General features: G+C 71.8%; 20 protein-coding genes. 6 read left to right on the top strand and 14 right to left on the bottom strand.

What is annotated here, in order from left to right; translation table 11 throughout:
- Positions 1-46: 46 nt before the first annotated feature.
- The 3 genes from ACIBH1_RS15870 to ACIBH1_RS15860 form a co-directional block, all read right to left on the bottom strand.
- Entirely contained in the window at positions 47-742 is a 696-nt protein-coding gene (locus tag ACIBH1_RS15870; RefSeq protein WP_397314463.1) for a VIT1/CCC1 transporter family protein, read from the bottom strand.
- A 64-nt stretch (positions 743-806) separates the two neighbouring features.
- A complete protein-coding gene (locus ACIBH1_RS15865; protein WP_397314462.1) occupies positions 807-1,649 on the bottom strand; it encodes a DUF4429 domain-containing protein in 843 nt (280 codons plus the stop codon).
- A 3-nt stretch (positions 1,650-1,652) separates the two neighbouring features.
- On the bottom strand, positions 1,653-3,596 hold the full coding sequence (locus tag ACIBH1_RS15860) for a glycogen debranching N-terminal domain-containing protein (RefSeq protein WP_397314461.1): 1,944 nt from the start codon (positions 3,594-3,596) through the stop codon (positions 1,653-1,655).
- A 54-nt stretch (positions 3,597-3,650) separates the two neighbouring features.
- On the opposite strand from ACIBH1_RS15860, the gene ACIBH1_RS15855 reads away from it, so the two are divergent.
- Positions 3,651-4,661 carry a glycosyltransferase family 4 protein gene (locus tag ACIBH1_RS15855; RefSeq protein WP_397314460.1) on the top strand — a complete coding sequence of 337 codons (1,011 nt, stop codon included), beginning with the start codon at positions 3,651-3,653 and terminating at the stop codon, positions 4,659-4,661.
- Here the strand turns inward: ACIBH1_RS15855 and ACIBH1_RS15850 are convergent.
- From ACIBH1_RS15850 to ACIBH1_RS15830, 5 genes are read right to left on the bottom strand one after another with little or no spacing between them, the layout of a single operon-like run.
- Positions 4,651-5,565 (bottom strand): sugar kinase, encoded by a 915-nt coding sequence (locus ACIBH1_RS15850; protein WP_397314677.1) that lies wholly within the window; start codon positions 5,563-5,565, stop codon positions 4,651-4,653. The genes ACIBH1_RS15855 and ACIBH1_RS15850 overlap by 11 nt on opposite strands.
- The gene (locus ACIBH1_RS15845; RefSeq protein ID WP_397314459.1) at positions 5,565-6,632 is read right to left on the bottom strand and encodes a winged helix DNA-binding domain-containing protein; all 1,068 of its coding nucleotides are present in this window, start codon (positions 6,630-6,632) and stop codon (positions 5,565-5,567) included. The genes ACIBH1_RS15850 and ACIBH1_RS15845 overlap by 1 nt, the downstream gene beginning before the upstream one ends.
- 10 nt (positions 6,633-6,642) lie before the next feature.
- Positions 6,643-10,020, bottom strand: a complete 3,378-nt coding sequence (locus tag ACIBH1_RS15840; protein WP_397314458.1) for a protein kinase — start codon at positions 10,018-10,020, stop codon at positions 6,643-6,645.
- Between the two features lie 55 nt (positions 10,021-10,075).
- On the bottom strand, positions 10,076-10,606 hold the full coding sequence (locus ACIBH1_RS15835; RefSeq protein ID WP_397314457.1) for a GNAT family N-acetyltransferase: 531 nt from the start codon (positions 10,604-10,606) through the stop codon (positions 10,076-10,078).
- 5 nt (positions 10,607-10,611) lie between these two features.
- Complete coding sequence (locus tag ACIBH1_RS15830; RefSeq protein WP_397314456.1) at positions 10,612-11,088, bottom strand: shikimate kinase; 477 nt, start codon at positions 11,086-11,088, stop codon at positions 10,612-10,614.
- A gap of 37 nt (positions 11,089-11,125) precedes the next feature.
- Here ACIBH1_RS15830 and ACIBH1_RS15825 point away from each other — a divergent pair, with 37 nt between their 5' ends.
- On the top strand, positions 11,126-11,371 hold the full coding sequence (locus ACIBH1_RS15825) for a hypothetical protein (RefSeq protein WP_181612627.1): 246 nt from the start codon (positions 11,126-11,128) through the stop codon (positions 11,369-11,371).
- A 55-nt stretch (positions 11,372-11,426) separates the two neighbouring features.
- Here ACIBH1_RS15825 and ACIBH1_RS15820 read toward each other — a convergent pair whose 3' ends face one another.
- Genes ACIBH1_RS15820 through ACIBH1_RS15805 form a run of 4 tightly spaced genes read right to left on the bottom strand, consistent with a single transcriptional unit; the run spans position 11,427 to position 16,208 of the window.
- Positions 11,427-13,250: a transketolase gene (locus ACIBH1_RS15820; protein WP_397314455.1), complete on the bottom strand. Its 1,824-nt coding sequence runs from the start codon at positions 13,248-13,250 to the stop codon at positions 11,427-11,429.
- Between the two features lie 38 nt (positions 13,251-13,288).
- On the bottom strand, positions 13,289-14,107 hold the full coding sequence (locus tag ACIBH1_RS15815) for a carbohydrate ABC transporter permease (RefSeq protein ID WP_397314454.1): 819 nt from the start codon (positions 14,105-14,107) through the stop codon (positions 13,289-13,291).
- Entirely contained in the window at positions 14,104-14,967 is an 864-nt protein-coding gene (locus ACIBH1_RS15810) for a carbohydrate ABC transporter permease (protein WP_397314453.1), read from the bottom strand. Before ACIBH1_RS15810 ends, ACIBH1_RS15815 begins: the two co-directional genes overlap by 4 nt.
- The gene (locus ACIBH1_RS15805) at positions 14,964-16,208 is read right to left on the bottom strand and encodes an extracellular solute-binding protein (protein ID WP_397314452.1); all 1,245 of its coding nucleotides are present in this window, start codon (positions 16,206-16,208) and stop codon (positions 14,964-14,966) included. The genes ACIBH1_RS15810 and ACIBH1_RS15805 overlap by 4 nt, the downstream gene beginning before the upstream one ends.
- Positions 16,209-16,294: 86 nt before the next feature.
- Between ACIBH1_RS15805 and ACIBH1_RS15800 the strand changes: the two genes are divergently transcribed.
- Entirely contained in the window at positions 16,295-17,068 is a 774-nt protein-coding gene (locus ACIBH1_RS15800; protein ID WP_397314451.1) for an IclR family transcriptional regulator, read from the top strand.
- Here ACIBH1_RS15800 and ACIBH1_RS15795 read toward each other — a convergent pair.
- The gene (locus ACIBH1_RS15795; protein WP_397314450.1) at positions 17,048-18,106 is read right to left on the bottom strand and encodes an SDR family oxidoreductase; all 1,059 of its coding nucleotides are present in this window, start codon (positions 18,104-18,106) and stop codon (positions 17,048-17,050) included. The genes ACIBH1_RS15800 and ACIBH1_RS15795 overlap by 21 nt on opposite strands.
- Positions 18,106-18,375, bottom strand: a complete 270-nt coding sequence (locus tag ACIBH1_RS15790; RefSeq protein WP_397314449.1) for a hypothetical protein — start codon at positions 18,373-18,375, stop codon at positions 18,106-18,108. The genes ACIBH1_RS15795 and ACIBH1_RS15790 overlap by 1 nt, the downstream gene beginning before the upstream one ends.
- 56 nt (positions 18,376-18,431) lie before the next feature.
- Here ACIBH1_RS15790 and ACIBH1_RS15785 point away from each other — a divergent pair, with 56 nt between their 5' ends.
- Genes ACIBH1_RS15785 through ACIBH1_RS15775 form a run of 3 tightly spaced genes read left to right on the top strand, consistent with a single transcriptional unit; the run spans position 18,432 to position 20,402 of the window.
- Positions 18,432-19,409 carry a DNA topoisomerase IB gene (locus ACIBH1_RS15785; protein ID WP_397314448.1) on the top strand — a complete coding sequence of 326 codons (978 nt, stop codon included), beginning with the start codon at positions 18,432-18,434 and terminating at the stop codon, positions 19,407-19,409.
- Between the two features lie 32 nt (positions 19,410-19,441).
- Positions 19,442-19,690, top strand: a complete 249-nt coding sequence (locus tag ACIBH1_RS15780) for a BON domain-containing protein (RefSeq protein WP_397314447.1) — start codon at positions 19,442-19,444, stop codon at positions 19,688-19,690.
- A complete protein-coding gene (locus ACIBH1_RS15775; protein WP_397314446.1) occupies positions 19,683-20,402 on the top strand; it encodes a metallophosphoesterase in 720 nt (239 codons plus the stop codon). The genes ACIBH1_RS15780 and ACIBH1_RS15775 overlap by 8 nt, the downstream gene beginning before the upstream one ends.
- Positions 20,403-20,439 lie beyond the last annotated feature (37 nt).

Below are 20,439 nucleotides of genomic sequence, written 5' to 3'. Positions count from 1 at the left end.
GGCCGTACTCAGGTACAGACCGGGCCGGAGCGCCAAACTCATCGCGTCACGTCAAAGTGCTTCCCACGAGGCTGCCGATGCCGAAGGTGACGGCCGCCGCGAACGCCCCGAGGGCGAGCTGGCGCAGGGCTCCGGTCCACCAGGGCCGCGCGGTGAGCCTGGCGACCACGCCGCCCAGGACGAGCAGCCCGAGCACGCTGACCACCGCCGCCGCGATGAGGCCGGAGGCGCCGAGCAGGAACGGCAGGACGGGTACGGCGGCGCCGACGGAGAAGGCGGCGAACGACGACAGGGCGGCCACGTACGGCGAGGGCAGGTCGTCGGGGTCGACGCCGAGTTCCTCGCGGACGTGCACCCGCCACGCCAGTTCGGGTTGGGCGGTGATCTGCCTGGCGACCTTCTCGGAGGTCTCCGCGTCGACGCCGCGGGTGCGGTAGAGCGCGGTCAGCTCGGCCAGTTCGCCCTCGGGGTTGCGGATCAGCTCGGCCTTCTCCACCTCGATCTCGGCGCGGGTCAGCTCGGTCTGGGAGGCGACGGAGGTGTATTCGCCGACGGCCATCGAGCAGGCGCCGGCGACCAGTCCGGCCAGGCCTGTGACGATCACCACGGTCGACGACGCTCCGCCTCCGACGACGCCGCTGATGAGGGCGAAGTTGGAGACGAGGCCGTCCATGGCGCCGAACACGGCGGGGCGGAGCCAGCCGCCGGTCACGTCTCGATGGTGGTGATGCCATTCGCTCATAGTTTTATGACACTATGTCGATTAAAGCATGATCCGCAACGAAGGAAAGGCTTCCCAAAGCAGGTCAGAGGCGTCTCAAGAGGGCCTGCTTGGCCGCCGAGAACTCCTCCTCGGTGAGCACGCCCGCCTTGTGGAGCTCGCCCAGCTCGGCCAGACGGCGCAGCAGGGCGTCCTGGTCGGCCTCCGACGGCGCCGCGGGCAGCTCGGCCGCCGGACGGCTCAGCATGGGCAGCACCGCAGCCGCCACCAGCACGGTCGTGCCGCCGAAGCGCTGCACGCCCCACGAGACGCAGTGCAGGTCCTTGTCGGGCCGCTTGGGCGGGCCCTCGTCCTTCAGGCGGAAACGCAGGCTGCCGTAGCCCACGCCGGACAGCGGCTTCCACTCGACGCCGACGACGTCGGCCAGGCGGAACTCCTGGTTGCCCGCCGCCTCCTTGCCGGAGGCGGCCAGCCACGTCCATTCCAGCCTGACCCGCTCGCCGTCGAAGCTGACCGCGGCGTCGCCCGCGGTCGCGGAGACGGGCACGTCGGGCGCGGGCAGCAGCCAGCTCTCGCACGGCCCGGACGGCACCTGGTAGACCTGCAGCAGGTCGCGCAGCTCGTCGGCGAAGTACTCCGCCGCGCCGACGCGGTCCTTGGGCACCGACAGCCGGTACGGGTCGGCGGGAGCGGTCAGCCCTCCGGCGGCGGCGTCGTAGACGGGATCGGCGCCCTTGCGCAGCCGCAGCCGCAGGTGGCCGCCCTTGCGCCCCGCCTCGAAGGCCGCGCCCGCGATCGCCTCCAGGGGGATCGACCGGTCGCCGAGCGCCTTGCGGATCTCGTGCACCTTGGCGTCGCTCCCCGGCACGATCCGCAGGATCTCCCCGTTGAAGGTCCACGTGCCGTCCGTGCCGGTGATCTCCGCCATGCCCTAATTATCGGGGACATCGACGTCGGCGCGGTAAGTCCCGACCGGCAATCCTGTCATCCGCAGCGGCGCGAACCCTTCGGGCAGCGCCGGGTCGACCTCGATGCCCGCGGGCGCGGGCTCCAGGCGCAGGAGCGTCCTGAGCAGCTGGATCGGTGCGGCGGCCGCCCACGCCTGGGGCGAGCACGAGGTGGGATAGGGCACGGGCACGCCGAACTCCTCGCGGTCGAAGCCGCAGAACAGCTCGGGCAGCCGGCCGTCGAAGGCCTCGGCCGCCTCCAGCAGCCCGAGCGCCACGCGCTGGGCCTCCGCCGCGAAGCCGTACCTCATGAGACCGGCCGCGACCAGGGCGTTGTCGTGCGGCCAGATCGAGCCGTTGTGGTAGCTCATCGGGTTGTAGGCGCCCATGCCCGAGGCCAGGGTGCGCACCCCGTAGCCGCTGAACATCTCGCGCGAGAGCAGGCGCTCGGCGACGAGCTCGGCCCGCTCCTCGGACACGATCCCGCTCCACAGGCAGTGGCCCATGTTGGAGGCCAGGCCGTCGACCGGGCGGCCGGAGCCGTCCAGGGCCACGGCGTAGTAGCCGCGGTCGGGCAGCCAGAACCGCTCCTCGAAGGCCGCGCGGATCCGTTCCGCGCGCTCGTTCCACTCCGAGGCGTCGCCGAACCTGGCGCGCGCCCGGTAGGCGGCGTAGACGTAACCCTGGACCTCGGCCAGGGCGATGGGCGGCCGGGCGAGCGTGCCGTCGGCGAAGTTCACCCCGTCGAAGGAGTCCTTCCAGCCCTGGTTGGCCAGCCCCTGGTCGGTGCGGCGCCGGTACGACAGGAACGGGTCGGCGTGCTTGACGATCCACTCCAGCGCCCGGTCGGCGGCGGGCAGGAACTCCTCGACCGGCACGTCCCAGCGGGCCAGCTCGCCGACGAGCATGACGAACAGCGGCGTGGCGTCGACCGAGCCGTAGTAAGCGCCGGCGTTGCCGCCCAGCGACAACACGCCGTGCCGCAGCTCGTGCAGGATCTTGCCCGGTTCCTCCTCGGTGAGCGGGTCGTCCTCGACGCCCTGCAGCTCGGCCAGGCGGCGCAGCGTCCCGACCGCGAGCGACTGGTCGAGCGGCAGCGCCATCCACGCGGTCAGCAGCGAGTCGCGGCCGAACAACGTCATGAACCACGGTGCGCCGGCCGCGACGGCGCCGTCGAGCAGCCGCAGCGAGCCGAGGTCGTCGCGCGAACGTTGCAGGGTGCGGGCCAGGACCCGGTGCGGGGTCTCGACGACGGGGCTGAGCCTGGCCCAGTCGGCCCGGCGCACGGACGGCTGTGCCTGCTCGACCGGCTGGTGGGCGGCGAACCAGGCGCTCGTCTCCTCGCCGCCGACGATCGGGTTGACCTGGAGCACGACCTCCCAGCTGGTCCGCGCGGGTATGGCCACACGGAAGGTCAGCCGCCCCTGCGCGGCCACGACGGACTCGCCCGCCACGACCCGGGTGCCGCGCCCGCGGCTGCCGGCGGAGATGAGCAGCCCGTCGGAGGTCACCACGGTCTCCACGTCGGCCACGTGCGTGACCGGCCCGGCGCCCTTGACCTCGAACAGGTCGGCCATGTCGGAGCCGACGTGCACGCTGACCAGGCAGCCGACGGGCTCGTCCGACAGGTTGCGCAACGTCAGGTCCTCGCGCAGCCCGCCTCCCACGTACCTGTCGCGCACCACCAGCAGCGTGCTCTCCGGCTGCCCGGGACGCGGGCGGGCGCGCCCCAGGAAGCTGGCGTGGAACGGCGCGTGCTCGACGACCCGCAGCGGCTCCACCGGCCCGTCGTCGACGCGCAGCTCCCACCGGGAGATCAGCCTCGTGTCGGCGTGGAAGACGCCCTGGGCGGCGCCGGGAACGATGTCGCCGTTGCGTTCCGAGACCGCGAAGGAGTCCCCTTCCACCAACGTCACGAACGTAGACACTTTTCGAGCTCCCTCGGGTAGTGGGCGGAAATGCAATCACTACCCCCGCTCCGTGTGGCGATACTCGCGCCTCCCTGGTACGAGCTGCCCCCCGACGGCTACGGCGGCATCGAGGCCATGGTCACCGACCTGGCGGGTGAGCTCGTACGGCTCGGCCACCGCGTCACCCTGATCGGCGCAGGCGAGGCCGACACGCCCGCCCGCTTCGTGGCGACCTATCCGGAGGCGCCCTCGGAACGGATCGGCGAGCCGATGCCCGAGGTGCTGCACGCCGCCACCGCCGCGCAGGAGATCGCCGAACTGCGGCCCGACATCGTCCACGACAACACCCTCGCGGGGCCGCTCACCGCGGAGGGCCGCGACGCGCCGACCCTGCTGACCGTGCACGGACCGACCGAGGGCGAGCTGGGCGAGTACTACCGCGGCCTGGGCCAGAGCGTCAGCCTGGCGGCCATCTCCCACGCCCAGCGTGCCCGCATGCCGGAGCTGAACTGGGCGGGAGTCGTCCACAACGGCATCCACGTCGACAGCTTCCCGCTGGCGGACAAGAAGGAGGACTGGGTGCTCTGGCTGGGCCGCTTCAGCCCGGAGAAGGGCGCCCACCAGGCGGTCGAGGCGGCCAGGAGAGCCGGTAGGAAGATCGTGCTGGCAGGGAAGCTCACGGAGCAGTTCGAGCGCGACTACTTCGAGCGGGAGGTCGAGCCGCTGCTGGGCGACGGTGCCGAGTACATCGGCGAGGCCGACGCCGAACGTAAGCGTGACCTGCTGGCCCGCGCCCGCTGCCTGCTCTTCCCGATCCAGTGGGAGGAGCCGTTCGGCCTGGTCATGGTGGAGGCGATGGCCTGCGGCACGCCCGTGGTGACGCTGCGGAGGGGCGCGGCGCCCGAGGTCGTGGAGGACGGGGTGACCGGGTTCGTGCTGGAGTCGGAGGAGGGCCTGGCCGAGGCCGTGGAGGCGGCGGGCGGGCTCGACCCGCGGGCGTGCAGGGAACGCGTGGAGAGCCTGTTCAGCGTCCCGGCGATGGCCCGCGGCTACGAGAAGCTCTACCGCGAGGTCATCGGCTGACGTCGCCCCCGCCGGGCTCAAGCAGGGCCAGGTCGGCGCGGCGCGGCAGGCTCTCCCAGTCGCCCTGCGAGGTGACCGCGAACGCCCCGGCGGCGCATGCCGTACGCAGCCGCCGGTCGGCGTCGCCGCCGGCCATCCACTCGGCCAGCCAGCCCGCCGCGAAGGCGTCGCCCGCGCCGACCGGGTCGACCTCGGTCACCCTGTACGGCTCGGCGAAGCGGGTGACGCCCTCGGAGCGCTCCAGCGCGCCCTTGGCGCCGAACTTCAGCACCACGTGCGGCACCGGCAGCTTCTCCGGCTCGTCGGTGATCAGCGCGGCCTCCTCCTCGGTGGCGAAGATCACGTCGACCTGGTCGACGATCCCGCGCAGCCACGCCCCCGCGTCCTCTGGCGACCACAACCGGCGCCGGTAGTTCACGTCGAGCGAGACCAGCACGCCGGCCGACCGGGCGAGCGTGACGGCGTGCCGTACGGCTTCGCGCGCGCTCGGCGACAGCGCCGGGGTGATCGCCGAGACGTGCAGCACCTTCGCGGAGCGGATGAGTTCGGCGTCGAGGTCGCCGGGCCCGATCCGCGAGCCCGCGCTGCCGGAGCGGTAGTAGCGCACGTCGATGAGGTCGGCGGTGCGGCGGCCCTTGATCATCAGCCCGGTGGGCGCGTCCTCGTCGGGGATCGCGACCGTCTCGACGCCCTCGCCGAGCAGCGTGGTCCTGACCAGGTCGCCGAACTCGTCGGCGCCGACGCGCCCGATCCAGGTCGCCCGGCCGCCCAGCCGGGTCACGCCGATGGCCACGTTCGACTCGGCGCCGCCCACCCCCAGGTCGAAGTCGCGGGCGAAGCGCAGGGGGCCGGTGCGGCGGGCGACGAACAGCGCCATGGTCTCGCCGAAGGTAAGGAGCATCATCAAGCCTTTGAGGGTCCGAGGGTGGTGACGATCTCGTGCTCGTCGCCCGGCGCGAGGAACGCCAGGAGCTTACGGGCCTCGACGATAGCGGCCTCGAGATCGTCGTCCGCGAACGGTTCCCACTGATGGATGGTGAGCGTGCCCTTGTCGAGGGTCCAGTCGCCCGCGGTGAACCCGTCGACAAGGATCAGCCGCCACATCACGTTGGCCTTCACGAACGCGCCCGAGACCTCCAGGGCCTTGGGCGTGATGAAGCGTGTGCGGTCGGCATGGGAGAGGAACAGGTTGTCGAAGTCGTACATGAGCCGGACCGGCACCGGCGTCTCCGGGTCGGGCAGCGGCGCGTCGGGCAGGTCGTAGAGGTCGCCGTGGCGCTTGAGGTCCATCGTGGCGACGACCTCGCGCAGCCGGGTCAGCCCCGACCACGTCTGCACGTCCTTGACCGTCGCGGGGCCGAAGGCGGCCAGGTAGCGGCGGATCAGCTCGGCGGGGGTCATGGGCTCCACCTCGCGCCCGATCCACGACTCGGCGCTGGTGTGCGCGATCGGGCCGCTCTTGCCCCACACGCCGCGCGGCGGCACCTGGACCAGCGGCACCAGCCAGCGCACGTGCTGGCCCAGGGCGTGCGGGTCGGCGGAGGGCCAGTGTTCGGCCAGCGCCCTGCCCAGCTCGGCGAAGGTCATCGGGCGTTCCTCCACCAGGGCCCTGCCCACCGCCTCCAGCTCGGTCAGGTCGACGCCGGCGACCCTCTTGCCGAAGGTGCTGCGCGTCATGCGCCCGGTCGGCGGCTCGAGCAGCGGCCGCATCGCCAGGCAGTCGTCGGCGGTGACCAGGTGGATGGTGCTGCGCTGCAACGCGATGCGGACGACCTGCCGCTGCTCCAGCAGGTGCGCGGCCTCCTCGGCGCGGAAGCCCTCGATGCGGTTCCACAGGCCCGTGTACCAGGTGTGGGGGGTCTGAGCCTGCAGCCCGGCCAGGTGCTCGACCATCTCGAGCGCGGAGAGGGTGGAGCGGCGGACGAGGTGCTGACGCTCGAGGGTGGCGCGGTTGAGGGCGCGGATGTCCATGGCGAGCACCTTACGCACACTGGTCGGAGATGTAATCCGCCTCCGGGATCCACTGGCGCCACTCGGTGGGGCTGAGCGCTCCACCGGCCCGCGCGCACACGGCCCGTACGGCCAGCCCCGGGTCGACCGGCGCCTCCTGGACGGTGCCGTCGGGCAGCAGCCCCCGCAGGCGTTTGCCGTCGGGGCTGAAGGCCAGCTCCCTGGAGTTCTGCCCGAGGGGCACCCGGCCCAGCTCGCGCAGGGTGGCCACCTCCCACAGGCGCACGTTCGCGCCGTTGACCGCCAGCAGCGACCCGTCGGGGGAGTAGCGCACCGTGCCCATGCCCGCCTGCCCGACGGCGACCGTGCCCAGCTTCTTGCGCCTGTTCAGGTCCCACAGCCGGATGCTGCCGTCGTCGAGGGCGTAGGCGAGCGAGCGCCCGTCGGGGGAGAAGGCGATCGAGCTCGGCGACAACCGCCGCACCCCGGCCTCGTCGCGGCTGATCCTGCCGGTGGCCAGGTCGATCAGGTCGGCGCCCGCCGCGAGCGTGCGCCCGTCGGGGGAGAAGGCCAGCACCAGCGCCTCGACGTCGCCGACCGACCGGGTGCGCTCGCCGGTGCGCACGTCCCACACCTGCACGTCCTTCGCGCCTCCCGCGGCCAGCAGCCGGCCGTCGGGCGACAACGCGATGGCCTGGCGGTCGGCCCCGGCCTTCAGCGAGGCGATCCTGGTGCGGGTGGAGACCTGCCACACGGTGACGGGGTCGCCGGAGATCGCCATGACGCCGCCGTCGGCGTCGACCGCCGGGGCGCCCCTGACCTCGATGCGCCCCAGCGAGGTGCGCTGCTCGACGTCGGTCAGCTCGACGGCGGTGCCGGTCTCGGCGGCGGCCACGGTGCCGTCGGCCGAGAGCGTGGCGACGTTGCTGTCGTGGACGGGGGTCTTGGGGTCGGGCCGGTCGACCGAGCCGGAGACGTCGAGCGAGACCACCCCGCCGTCGGCGCGCAGGTAGCGCAGTTCGCGGCCGTCGGCCGAGAAGGTGAGCCCTTCCGGCGCCTCCGCCGGGTAGGTCGCCAGCAGGTGGCCGTCGGACAGCCGCCACAGGTCGACGCCCTCGCGCCCGTCGATCGCCAGGAACCTGGCGTCGGGGCTGAAGGCGGGGGCCACGAGGGCCGTCGCCGGGATCGCCTCGTAGGAGGCCTTGCCGGAGGCGGTGTCGACCAGCGTGGTGCCCTGGCTGCCGACCAGGGCGAGCTTGCTCCCGTCCGCGCTGAAGACGGCGGGGGGAGCGCCCGCGTCCTCGGTGACGGGCGGGTCGACCTTGCCGGAGAAGACCTTCTTGAGTCCGGGCAGCTGCCACAACTCCACGCGTCCCGCGTGGTCGGCGACGCACGCCCAGCGGCCGTCTCGGGAGACGGTCAGCTCGCGGTCGGTCAGGTCGAGCAGTTCGCGGCCGTCGATCGAGTAGAGGCGCAGCCTGTTCAGCTCCCAGACCCCGGCCAGCGTGCCGCCGCCGTACAGGGTGACGTTGGTGCCCGGCGGCAGGTCGGCGCTGACCTGCCGGCCGTCGGCCAGGTCGAAGACGCGGGTGCTGCGGTCGCGCACCCCGGCCAGGCGGGCGCCGTCGTCGCTCAGCTCGGAGGTGACCGCCAGCCCGGCGGGGACGGTGGAGGCGCCGGTGCGACGGCCTGTGCGCACGTCCCAGCGGGTGATCTGGTCGCCGCTCCACTTCAGCAGGCTCTCGCCGTCGGACGACAGCCGGTGCCTGGACGAGCCCGCCTCGGGGACGGTGAAGACCGACAGTTCGGGCTGGGCCAGCGAGCGCTGCAGGGCGCTGCGGGCCTCGAAGACCGGCGACATCTTCCACGCGGCGACGCTCAGCCGCATCGCGGCCCGCGGGTCGGTGCCGCGCAGCCCGTCGGCGCGCGCGGCCACCGCGCGGGCGTTGGCCTCGGTCAGCCGGTCGTTGATCTGGTCGCGCTGCTGGACGGCCACGACCGAGGCGCCCACCGAGACGGCCAGCAGCACGGCCAGGGCGGAGGTCACCAGGCCGCGCGCCCGCCGCCGCCGTCTGGCCTGGCCGGAGGCGGCGCGCAGGAAGTCGCTCTCCAGCCGGTTGGGCGCCAGGTGGCGGCGCCCGGTGGCGGCCCAGGCGAGGGCCTCGTCCAGGGCGGAGCCGTGCAGCAGGTCGCCCCTGCGCCGGGAGCGCGCCTCCCATCGGCGGGCGGCGGCGCGCAGGGTGCGGTGCGTGTCGAGGCCCGCCCTGTCGTCGTCGATCCAGGCGCGCAGCCTGGGCCAGGCGTGGAACAGGGCGGCAGCGGCCGGGGCCACCGAGTCGTCGCTGACGGCGACCAGGCGGCCGGTCTCGGTGTCGACGGGAGGCACCGGGATGCTGCGCCGGACGACCAGCCCGGCGCTCGACAGGCGGGAGACCAGGTCGGGGTCGTCGACCTCGGCGATCGGGACGGGGCCGTCGAGCATGCGCAGCAGGAGCCCGGGCAGCGCCTCCTGGCGGCCCGGCGGCAGGCTCTGGTAGAGCTCCTCGGCGATCTGGCCCAGCGACTTGCCGCCGGGCGGTCCCGCCAGGTCGGCGAAGTCCTCGGAGGCGACCCCATCGGGGGTCTGTTCGCCGGCCGGAGCGCCGTCGAGGAGTCCGAGCAGGAGCTCGGCCGCCTCCGGCCGCTGCGACGGCTCCTTCGACAGGGCACGGGCGACCAGCCCGCGCACCGGCTCGTCGAGCGCGCTCAGGTCGGGGTCGAGGGTGAGCACCCGGTGCATCACCCCACCCAGGCTCTCGGCCTGGAAGGGGTCGCAGCCGGTGGCGGCGTACAGGACCACGCCGCCCCAGGCGAAGACGTCGGCCTTGGCGGTGGCCCTGGCGCCGGTGAAGACCTCGGGCGCCATGTAGGTCGGGGTGCCCGCCACGAAGCCGGTGGAGGAGGTCTGCCCCGTGCCCGCCACGCCGAAGTCGATCACCCGGGGACCGTCGGGGCCGAGCAGCACGTTCTCGGGCTTGAAGTCGCGGTGCACCACGCCCGCCCGGTGGACCGCGGTGAGGGCGGTCGCCAGCGCCGCCGCCAGGCGGGTGAGCGCGTCGCCCCGGTAGGGCCCGTCGCGCTCGACGGCCTGGCGCAGGTCGGGGCCGTCGACGAACTCGCTGACCAGGTAGGGCTGCGGGCCGTCGAGCCGCACGTCGACCACGCGTGCGGTGCAGAAGGAGGCCACCTGGCGGGTGGCCCTGACCTCCTTGGCGACCTGCTCGGGCACGCCGGTGTGGAGTACCTTGATCGCGTAGCGCGCGCCCTGCTCGTCGTAGGCCTCGTAGACGATGCCCTGCCCGCCCGTGCCGAGCCGTCTCGCCGGCCAGTAGCCGTCAAGACGCTCCGGGTCGCCGGGTAGCAAGCGCATCGTCACTGCAGCTTAGATGCCCGGCGAACCGGATTGGTTCTGTCCGGTTCGCCGGTCAGGCCCCGTGATCCGGCCGCAGGACGGCCATCCTGATCTCGTCGTGGAAGCTTCCCTCCCACAGCAGGGCGTCGCGCGAGACGCCCTCCCGCCGGAAGCCGCACTTCTCGTAGACGTGGACCGCGCGCTCGTTGAAGGCGTAGACGCCCAGGCTGACCCGATGCAGCGGGGTGGTGGCGAAGACATGGTCGAGGACCAGGCGGATCGCCTCGCTGCCGTAGCCCTTGCCCGGCCGGATGAGGGCGATGCGCAGGTTGCACGACAGGTTGTCGTCGTCGAGCTCGTTGAGGACGATCTCGCCCTCGTACCTCCCGCCGGCCATGACCGCCAGGTCCAGCCGGTCGGCGTGGTCCTTGCGCGTCGAATACCACCGCAGCCCGGCCTCGGCGTCGGGGACCTGACCGTGGGAGCCGGTCAGGCGCTTGACCTCGGGGTCGTGCACCAGTTCCGCCAGACCGTCGGCGTGCTCGGGACCGACGGGGACGAGCGTCACGAGCTCGCCGATGAGGGTGGGTTTCTTCGCGAACATGCCGTCTAGAGTGCCAGGATCCGCGCCACCACCTCCTCCGGTTTGTTCTCCGCGACGTCGACCCGCACGTCGGCGATCTCGCGGAAGTACGGCTCCCGCCTGGCCCGCATCGCCGCGGGGTCGAAGTGGGGGCGGTGGGTGCCGCTCTTCATCCTGGCCTTGAGCACCTCGTCGGGGGCGTCGAGCCAGACGACCAGGGCGCCCTTGAGCGCCTGCCGTACCTCGGGGTTCTCCACCACGCTGGCGGCGGCGGCGATCACCTGGGGGGTGCGCAGCGCCTCGAGCACGTGCCGGGCCTCGAGGGCGTGCAGGTTCCCGACGTCCTGCGCGGCGATCTCGGCCGCGCTGGCGCCGCAGTGCTCGCGCAGCCACGGATCACTGTCGCTCATGGGCAGGTCGAGTGCCTGGGCCAGGAGCAGGGCGACGGTGGTCTTGCCCGAGCCCATCAGGCCGATCACAACGACGGGTTTGTTTTTCGACATGGGGATAGAAGTTCCTCGGTGCTAAGGAGGTAATCCGATGACGATCGCCGGAAGTATCGTCCTCATCATGCTCGGCGCGATCCTCACTTGGGCCGTCGAGTTCGATCTGGCCGGTCTTGACATCAACATCGTCGGCGTCATTCTCATGATCGGCGGGATCGCGATGTTGCTCTTCGGACTGTACCGCGTAAGGGTGACCCGGGAGATCGTGCACCCGGCCAGCCCCGAGCGCGCTCGCGAGACGGTCTACGAGGAACGCCGCTACGTCGACCCCGAGGTGTGACGTAACGAAAGGCCCCCTCCCCCGGGGGGCCTTTCCTTGTACGGGGTCCCAACGGCTACAGCGCCTTGACGGCCGCGACGATGGCGTCGCGGTCGATCCCCGCGTCGGCGAGCTGTTCGGCGGGCTCGGCCGAGCCCGGCAGGTTCCGTACGGCCAGCCGAACCACCCTGGGCCCCAGGTCGCTGACGGCTTCCTGGACGGCGTCGCCCAGCCCGCCCTCGGGGCGGTGGTCCTCGACGGTGACGAGCGTGCCGGTGGTGGCCGCCGCCTCGCGCAGGGCGGCCTCGTCCACGGGCTTGACGGAGTACAGGTCGATGACGCCGACCGCGACGCCCTCGTCGGCGAGCCGGTCGGCCGCCGCCAGCGCCTCGTGGACGGTCACCCCGGCGGCGACGATCGTGGCGCGGTCCTCGGGCGAGCGCCGCAGCACCCGCGATCCGCCGACGGCGAAGTTCTCGCCCGGCGGGTAGATCACCGGGGTGTCGCCGCGCGTGGTGCGCAGGTAGCACACGCCCTTGGCGGAGGCCAGCTCCGCGACGAGCGCGGCCGTCTGGTTGGCGTCGCACGGGTAGAGCACCGTGCTGCCGTACACGGCGCGCATCATGGCCAGGTCCTCCAGCCCCATCTGTGACGGCCCGTCCTCGCCGATCGCGACGCCCGCGTGCGAGCCCACCAGCCGGATGTCGCTGCCGCTCACCCCGGCCATGCGGATGAAGTCGTGCGCCCTGGTCAGGAAGGCGGCGAACGTCGCGGCGAACGGCGCCCAGCCGCGGGTCTGCAACCCCATCGCCGCCGCCACCATCTGCTGCTCGGCGATGTAGCACTCGAAGAAGCGCTCGGGGAAGGCCTTGGCGAACTCCTCGGCCTTGGTCGAGTCGGCCACCTCGCCGTCGAGGGCGACGACCTGGCCCATGGCCGCGCCGACGGCCGTGAGCGCCTCGCCGTACGCGCTCCTGGTCGCCGCCTGGCCGCCCAGCTCGAACTCGGGCAGCTTCAGCGAGCCGCCCTCGAAGCTGCGCGGTCCGCGCCCGTCGCCCGGCTTGGCCACCGTCACCGTGACGTCCCTCGGGCCGCCGAGCTCGGAGATGGCCCGTTCCGGGTTCTTGACCGGCTTGCCGTGCGCGCCCTCGCGGTTCTCCACCTCGTTGACGCCCTCGCCCTTGCGGGTCCTGGCCAGGATGACGGTGGGCCTGCGCCGGGTGTTGCCGGCGTCGGAGTAGGCGAAGTCGATCTCGCCGGGGTCGTGGCCGTCGATCTCGATGGTGTGCCAGCCGAACGCCCCGAACCTGCGGGCGTAGGCGCCGGTGTCCCAGCCGTGCCGGGTCGGGCCGCGCTGCCCGAGCCGGTTGACGTCGACGATCAGCGTCACGTTCGCCAGCCCCTCCTGGCCCGCGTGCTCGACCGCCTCCCAGATAGAGCCCTCCGCCAGCTCGCTGTCACCGCACAGGACCCAAACCCGGTACGGCAGGCGTTCCAGCCGCCCGGCCAGCGCCACCCCGACGCCCACGGGCAGCCCCTGCCCGAGCGAGCCGGTCGCCACGTCCACCCATGGCAGGCGGGGCGTCGGATGTCCCTCCATCCTGCTGCCGCGCTTGCGGAAGGTGAGCAGCTCTTCGTCCGAGATCGCGCCTGCGGCCTTGTAGAGGGAGTACAGCAGCGGCGACGCGTGCCCCTTGGAGAAGATCAGGTGGTCGTTGAGCGGCGCGTCCGGGTGGTCGAAGTCGTATTTCAGGTGACGCGCGAACAACACCGCCATCAGGTCGGCGGCAGACATCGACGACGTCGGGTGGCCCGAACCGGCCGCCGTGGAGCAGCGGATCGAGTCCACCCGCAACTGGGCGGCCAGGTCGCAGAGGAACTGGATGTCTCGTTCTGGCATGGGGCCTCCTAACGCCTCATCGGAGGCCTACCCCCAGCTCAGCCCTTAACCGCCCCGCCCAGCCCGGACACCAGCCGGCGCTGCACGGCCACGAAGAAGACGAGCACCGGCAGCGTCATCAGGGTCGAGGCCGCCATGATGCCGCCCCAGTCGTTCTCGTCGGGTTTGAAGAAGACCAGCAGGGCCGCGGGCAGGGTCTGGCTGTCCTTGGCCGAGATGATGAAGGTGCGGGCGAAGACGAAGTCGTTCCAGGCGGTGATGAAGGAGAACACGCTGGTGGCCACCAGCCCCGGCGCCACCAGCGGGAACAGGATGCGCCACAACACCGTCGCCCGGCTCGCGCCGTCGATCATCGCGGCCTCCTCCAGCGACTCGGGCACCGCGGCGACGAAGCCGCGCATCATCCAGATCGCGAACGGCAGCGTGAAGGCCAGGTGCACCAGCACCAGCGAGGCCAGCGTGTTGAGCAGGCCCAGATCGCGCACGACGAAGAACATCGGGATGGTCAGCGCCTCGATGGGCACCATCTGGGCGACCAGGAACATGATCAGGATCGTGGTCCGCAGCCGGAAGGTGAAGCGGGTGACGGCGACAGCGGCCAGGAACGCCACGAGCCCGGAGAGGATCACCACCGAGCCCGCGACGAGCACGCTGTTGAGGAAGTAGCGGCCGAAGTTCTCGCCGGTCAGCACCCTGGCGAAGTTCTCGAGGGTGGGGTGGAGCGTCCACGGGCGCACCTCCAGCGACTGGATCTCGCCGTCGGGCTTGAGCGCCGACAGGACCATCCAGTAGATGGGGAAGGCGGTCAGCACGGCCACGACCACCGCGATGGTGCTCGCCGCGCGGGAGGGCCTCACAGTCGTTCCCCCGATCGGTACAGCGCCCGGATGTAGAAGAGGGTGACGACGAGCAGGATGAACGTCATCACCACGCCGATCGCCGAGCCCAGGCCGTATTCGGAGGAGCCGAAGGCGCTCTGGTAGGCGTAGACGTTGAGCACGGTGTTCTGCCCGGCGATGCCGCCGCCGTTCGTCATCACGTAGATCTGGGTGAAGATCTTGAAGTCCCAGATGATCGACTGGATGACGACGATGGTGACCAGCGGCCGCAACATCGGCAGCACGACGCGGCGGAAGGTGCTCCACTGGCCCGCGCCGTCGAGCGCCGCCGCCTCGAAGATCTCGCGGGGGATCGCCTGCATGCCCGCGTACAGGGTCACCATGACGAACGGGAAGGAGTGCCACACCACCGTGGCGCCGACCACGCCGAAGGTCACCCACCGGTCGTAGAACCAGTTGAAGCCCTCGACGCCGAGCACCTGGTTGACCAGGCCCAGGTCGGTGTCGAACAGGAACATCCACACCGTCGAGCCGGTCATGGCCGGGGCGGCCCACGCCGCCGTCGCGGCCAGGCCCAGCAGCAGGCGCGGCAGGCGGCCGGCCCTGGACATCACCACGGCGAGGAAGGCGCCCACCGCGAGCGTCGCGACGACCAGCGCCGCCGCGAAGCCCACGGTCTGCGCGAGCACCTGCCAGAACCGCTCGTCGGACAGGAGCCTGGCGTAGTTGCCCAGGCCCACGAAGGTCGTCGGCTGACCGCCGCTGACCTGGGCCTGCCGGTAGTCGAAGACCGACAGCAGGCCCAGCATGTACATCGGATAGCCGAACAGCGGCAGCAGCACCGCCGCCGCGGGCAGCAGATACAGCCAGGGCCTCATGAAGTGCCGAAGGCTCCCTTGACCGCCGCGGCCGCCTCTGTTGTGGCCACCTCGACCGTCGCCTGCCCGGTGGCGACCTTCTGCAGCAGGGTCGGGATGACCTTCTGGTTGTCGATCTTCACCCAGGCCGGGTCGATCGGGACGAACCTCGTGCCCGACGTCACCGTCTCCAGGAACGGCTTGAGGAAGGGCTCCTTGGCCGCCAGCTCGTCGCGGGCGGAGGTGAGCGTCGGCAGGTTGCCCATCGCCTCGAACATCTTGATCTGGTACGGCTTGCCGCCCAGGAGCTGGACGAACTCCTTGGCCAGGCTGGAGTGCTTGGCGTTCTTCAGCACGCCCAGGTTGTTGCCGCCGGAGAAGGCGGGGGCGATCGAGCCGGGCGAGACGCCGGGCAGCGGCACCACCGCGTACTTTCCGGCCGCGGCGCCCGCGTCGACGGCCGAGCGGCTGAAGTTGCCCAGGATGCCCATGGCGGCCTTGCCGCTGGCGAACAGCTCCACGGTCTTGCCGCCGGTGAGCGAGGCGCAGGCCTGGGGCGGGCAGACCTCGTCGGTGAGCAGGCCGGTGTAGGCGGTCACGCCCTTGCGCGCGCCCTCGGAGTCGAGCGAGGTGATGTCGCCGCCGTGCGCCCAGACGAAGGGCAGGGCGCCGAAGGTGTACTCGCCGCCGACCGCTATGCCGTACAGGTCGGGCTTCTTCTGGCGGATCGTGCGCGCGGTGGTCGCGAGTTCCTCCAGCGACGCCGGCGGCTCGAGTCCCAGCTCGGTGAAGACGTCGGTGCGGTAGAACAGGGCGCGGATGCCGATGAACCAGGGCAGGCCGTATGCCTTGCCGTCGACGGTGGCCGACTTCACCAGGTCGGGGGAGAGGTCCAGGCCCGCCAGGTCGAGCTCGGCGAAGCCGCCCGCGGCGGCGTACTCCGCCAGGTCGGTGTTGCCGTACTCCGCCACGTCGGGGGAGCTGGCCGGGTCGTTGAAGGCGCCCTTGAACTTCTCGTGCCGGGCGGGGGTGGTCGGGACGTAGGTCACCTGGATCTTGACGTCCGGGTGCTTGGCGGTGAACTCGGCGATCGCCTCGCCGACCACCTTCTCCTTGGGCGCGCGGTTGGGTTCGTCGTAGAGCCAGACCTGGAGGGTGCCGGTGCGCTCGTCGCCGCCGCCCGTCGCGGGGGCGGTGCTCGGCGCGCAGGCCGTGACCAGGGCGGCCGCGAGTAACGCGGCTGTATAGGAAAGAAACTTCACTATTGCCTCCTGCTCGGCACCGTAGGAAAACGGATCGCGGGCGGGAAGACCCTGTGCGGGGTTGTTGTGCAATGCACAATGGCGTGGTGCGCAACAACTCCTCGTCGTTACGGCGCGCCCTGGCCGTGCTCGATCACGTGCGCGAGCGGCCGGGGCTGACACTCACCCAGCTCGCGGAGCTGACGAGCCTGTCGAAGAGCACCGTGCTGCGCCTGGCCGCGCCCATGCTGGAGGAGCGGCTGCTGGAGCGCGACCGCAAGAGCGGGGCCTTCCGGCTGGGATCCGGCTCGCTCCGGCTCGGCCAGGCCTACCTGGCCACGCTCGACCTGCGCACGGTCGCGGCGGAGGAGTCGCACCGGCTGATGACGCAGGCCAGGGAGACCGTGCACCTGGTGGTCTACGAGCCGCCGCATGTCGTGTACGTCGACAAGGTCGAGAACCAGGCCACGGTGCGCATGGCCTCACGCATCGGCAGCCGCGGGCCCGTGCACTCCACGGCGGTCGGCAAGGCCATCCTCGCCTGGCAGCCCGAGGCGGGCGTCGAGGAGGCGATCCAGGGCGGGCTGGCCGCGGTGACGCGGCACACGATCACCGACCCCGTACGGCTGCGCGCGGAGCTGGCGCGGGTGCGCAGGCGCGGCTTCGCCGTCGACGACCGGGAGAACGAGCCGGAGGTGCGGTGCGTGGCGGCGCCCATCTTCAACCACCAGGAGGTCGTCGCGTCGGCCATCTCGGTGTCGGGGCTGGCCTCCAGGCTCACGCCCGCGCGCGTGCGGGAGCTGGGACCCGTGGTGGCCGCGGCCGCCGGACGCATCTCCGGCCGCCTCGGCTCGACCCGGTCACCTGGACCGGCGGCGTAGCGTGCGGGCCAGCACGGCGGTGGCCGCGACCCCCGCTCCGGCCAGTAACGCCTGCCTGCGGTGCTGCGAGAGCCAGACCTGCGGGCTGCGACCGTGCGCACGATCGTCGAAGGCCCCGTGCGCGCCGTAGTCGTTCCACTCGTCCTTCGGCTCCCACAGGTTGCCCGAGCCCCGGTCGACGGTGTCGGGCTGCTTGCCCTCCTCGACCTGCTGCGACTTCACCCCGGTCCTGGCCAGGTACCGATCCAGTACGGCAGGCGCCACGCGGTTGGCCAGGATGCTCAGCGCGGTGGTGATGCCCACCCAGTACTCCTTGCGCTCCGGGTGCGCCGCCGCGAACACGATCGCGCGCGCGGCCACCTCGGGCTGGTAGATCGGCGGCACGGGCTGCGGGCGCCCGCGCAGCTTGGAGCGCACCCAGTCGAACTGCGGGGTGTTGACCGCGGGCAGCTGGACGGTGGTGATGTCGATGCCGCTGCCCTCCGACATCAGCTCGACCCGCACCGACTCGGTGAAACCCTTGACGGCGTGCTTGGCGCCGCAGTAGGCGGACTGGAGCGGGATGGAGCGGTAGGACAGGGCCGAGCCGGCCTGGACGATCGTGCCGCGGTTGCGGGAGCGCATGAGGTCCAGGGCGACCTTGGTGCCCCAGACGTAGCCGAGGTAGGTGACCTTGGTGGTGCGCTCGAACTCTTCAGGCTCGATGTCCTGAAATTTGGCGAAAACTGAAGAAAAAGCGACGTTGATCCAGACATCGATCGGACCCATCTCCGCCTCGATGCGCTCGCCCGCCTGCCGTACCTCCTCGTAGTGGGCCAGATCGGCCTCGAACACGCGCGCCTGCCCTCCGGCGGCGCCCACGTCGACGGCCGCGGCGCCGAGGCCGGTCGTCCCGCGGGCGACCAGCGCCACCTTGGCGCCCTGCGCGCCGAGCTCGCGCACCACGGCGCGGCCCACGCCGCCGCTGGCGCCGGTCACGACGACGACCTTGTCCCTGAGCGAGTTGTGGTTTCCTGCGGTGGCGTCGTTCGCCGCCATCAGCCCGCCTCTCCCGCGCCTCGGGTCTTCTGCCTGCGGGCGGCGAGCACGATGTCGACCACCGTGATGACCGCCGCGATTCCGGCGATCCAGGTGATGACCGGCGCGTGCGCGATGATGCCGAGCACCCCGATCGCGAAGCAGAAAATCAGGACGAACGAGCCCACCCGGATGTGCACCACGTCACGCGGCGTGGCGGGCACCATGGGCTTGCCCCGCTCGTCGAACTCCTCGTGCCGGATGTCCTCCGGGCGTTCGTGTTGAGTCATGTCTGACCAGCTACCCTGGCCGTTTGCCGGTTAACGTGCCGGGTAGCGGTGGCGACGTGCCAGAACTGCACCCCAGTGACCAGAACGAGCCGGGGATCGTACGGCGCCGCAGGGGGCGGGGGTTCTCCTACCACCGGGACGGCAAGCCCGTGCGTTCCGCCGCGACGCTGCGCCGCATCAAGGATCTGGCCATCCCGCCGGCCTGGACCGACGTGTGGATCTGCCCGTCGCCGCACGGCCACCTGCAGGCCGTCGGCACCGACGCGGCGGGACGCAGGCAGTACCGCTACCACGACCAGTGGCGCGAGCAGCAGGACGAGGTCAAGTTCGACCACGTCCTGGAGGTGGCCGAGCGCCTGCCCGCCTTCCGCGCCCAGATCGACGAGCACCTGGCCGGCAAGGGCCTGACCAGGCAGCGCGTGCTCGCGACGGCCGCCAGGCTGCTCGACGTCGGCTTCTTCCGCATCGGCACGGAGAGCTACGACACCTTCGGCCTGGCCACCCTGCGCATGGAGCACGTGACCTGCTCCAACGGCGCCGTCACCTGCTCCTACCAGAGCAAGGGCGACATCCCGCGCGAGGTGCTGGTCACCGACCCCGGCGCCTGCGCGGTGATCCGGTCGCTGAAGGCGCTGGGCACGGAGGGGGAGCTGCTGCGCTACCGCACCGACGACGGCTGGTGCGACGTGCGCAGCCACGAGATCAACGACTACCTGCGCGAGCTCCTGGACTGCGAGGTCACCGCCAAGGACTTCCGCACCTGGCACGCCACGGTGCTGGCCGCCGTGGGCCTGGCCATCTCGCCCTCGGGCACCCGCCGGGCGGTGGCCAGGGTGATGAAGGAGGTCGCCGAGTACCTCGGCAACACCCCGGCCGTGGCCAGGGCTTCGTACGTGGATCCGCGGGTGGTCGAGGCCTTCGAGGCCGGCCGTACGATCTCGGTCGCCGGGCTCGGAGCGGACGCCGACCTCGGCACCCCGGCCACCCACGGCGCGGCCGAGCAGGAGGTCATCCGTTTGATCCGGGAGCAGTAGGGAATGCGGGCCTTCTGAGCGAGGAGGACACGATGGAGGCTCCGCAGTACGTGGCGGCGAGGGTGCAGCAGCAGCTCGCCGAGGACGACCGGACCCACGAGCTGGGCATTCGCGTCGACGTCAGAGGCGACCAGCTCTTCCTGCGCGGCCAGGTCTCCGGGGAGGAGCACCGCAGGAAGATCGGGGTGGTGGCGCAGGAGGCCGCGCCCACCATGACGGTCCACAACGAGATCAACGTGGTCGAAATGACGGAGCCGGGGGAGGCTGAACACCTTGACTGAGATCAGGATCGCCGCGGTCGGCGACGTCCACCTGGGGGAGGACGTCAAGGGCAAGTATCGTGCGCGCCTCGGGGGCATCGAGGAGTGCGCCGACGTGCTCATGCTCGCCGGAGACCTGACCAGGCACGGCACGGCGGAGGAAGGCAGGCTGGTGGCGCAGGAGTTCCGCGACCTGCCGGTCCCGGTCGTCGCTGTGCTGGGCAACCACGACTACCACTCCGACCAGCAGTACGAGATCGCCGCCGAGCTGCGCGACCACGGCATCGTCGTGCTCGACGACGACAGCCACGTGCTCGAGTGCGGCCCGGCCCGCCTGGGCGTGGTCGGCGGCAAGGGCTTCGGCGGAGGCTTCGCGGGCAAGTGCGCCAGCGAGTTCGGCGAGCGGGAGATGAAGAACTTCGTCGCCCACACCCGCCACATCGCCGAGGCGTGGACCCTGGCGCTCAAGGAGGTCGAGGCGGACCGCGTCGTGGTGCTCTCGCACTACTCGCCCGTCAAGGAGACCCTGGAGGGCGAGCCGCCGGAGATCTTCCCGTTCCTGGGCAGCTACCTGCTGGCCGAGGCCGTCGACAGCGTCGGGGCGGACCTGATCCTGCACGGCCACGCGCACAAGGGTTCGGAGAAGGGCATGACGCCCGGCGGGATCAGGGTGCGCAACGTCGCGCTTCCCGTGCTGGGGCGGGCCTTCGGGGTCTACTGCCTTGATGAGTAGGGCTCACATTAGGCCTTGACGACATGTGACCAAGCCC

Origin of the sequence: Nonomuraea sp. NPDC050663 (assembly GCF_044456985.1) — a bacterium.
Taxonomy (GTDB): Bacteria; Actinomycetota; Actinomycetes; order Streptosporangiales; family Streptosporangiaceae; genus Nonomuraea.
The sequence above is the reverse complement of the archived record's forward strand: the minus strand, read 5'-3'. Positions and strand labels throughout refer to the sequence as shown.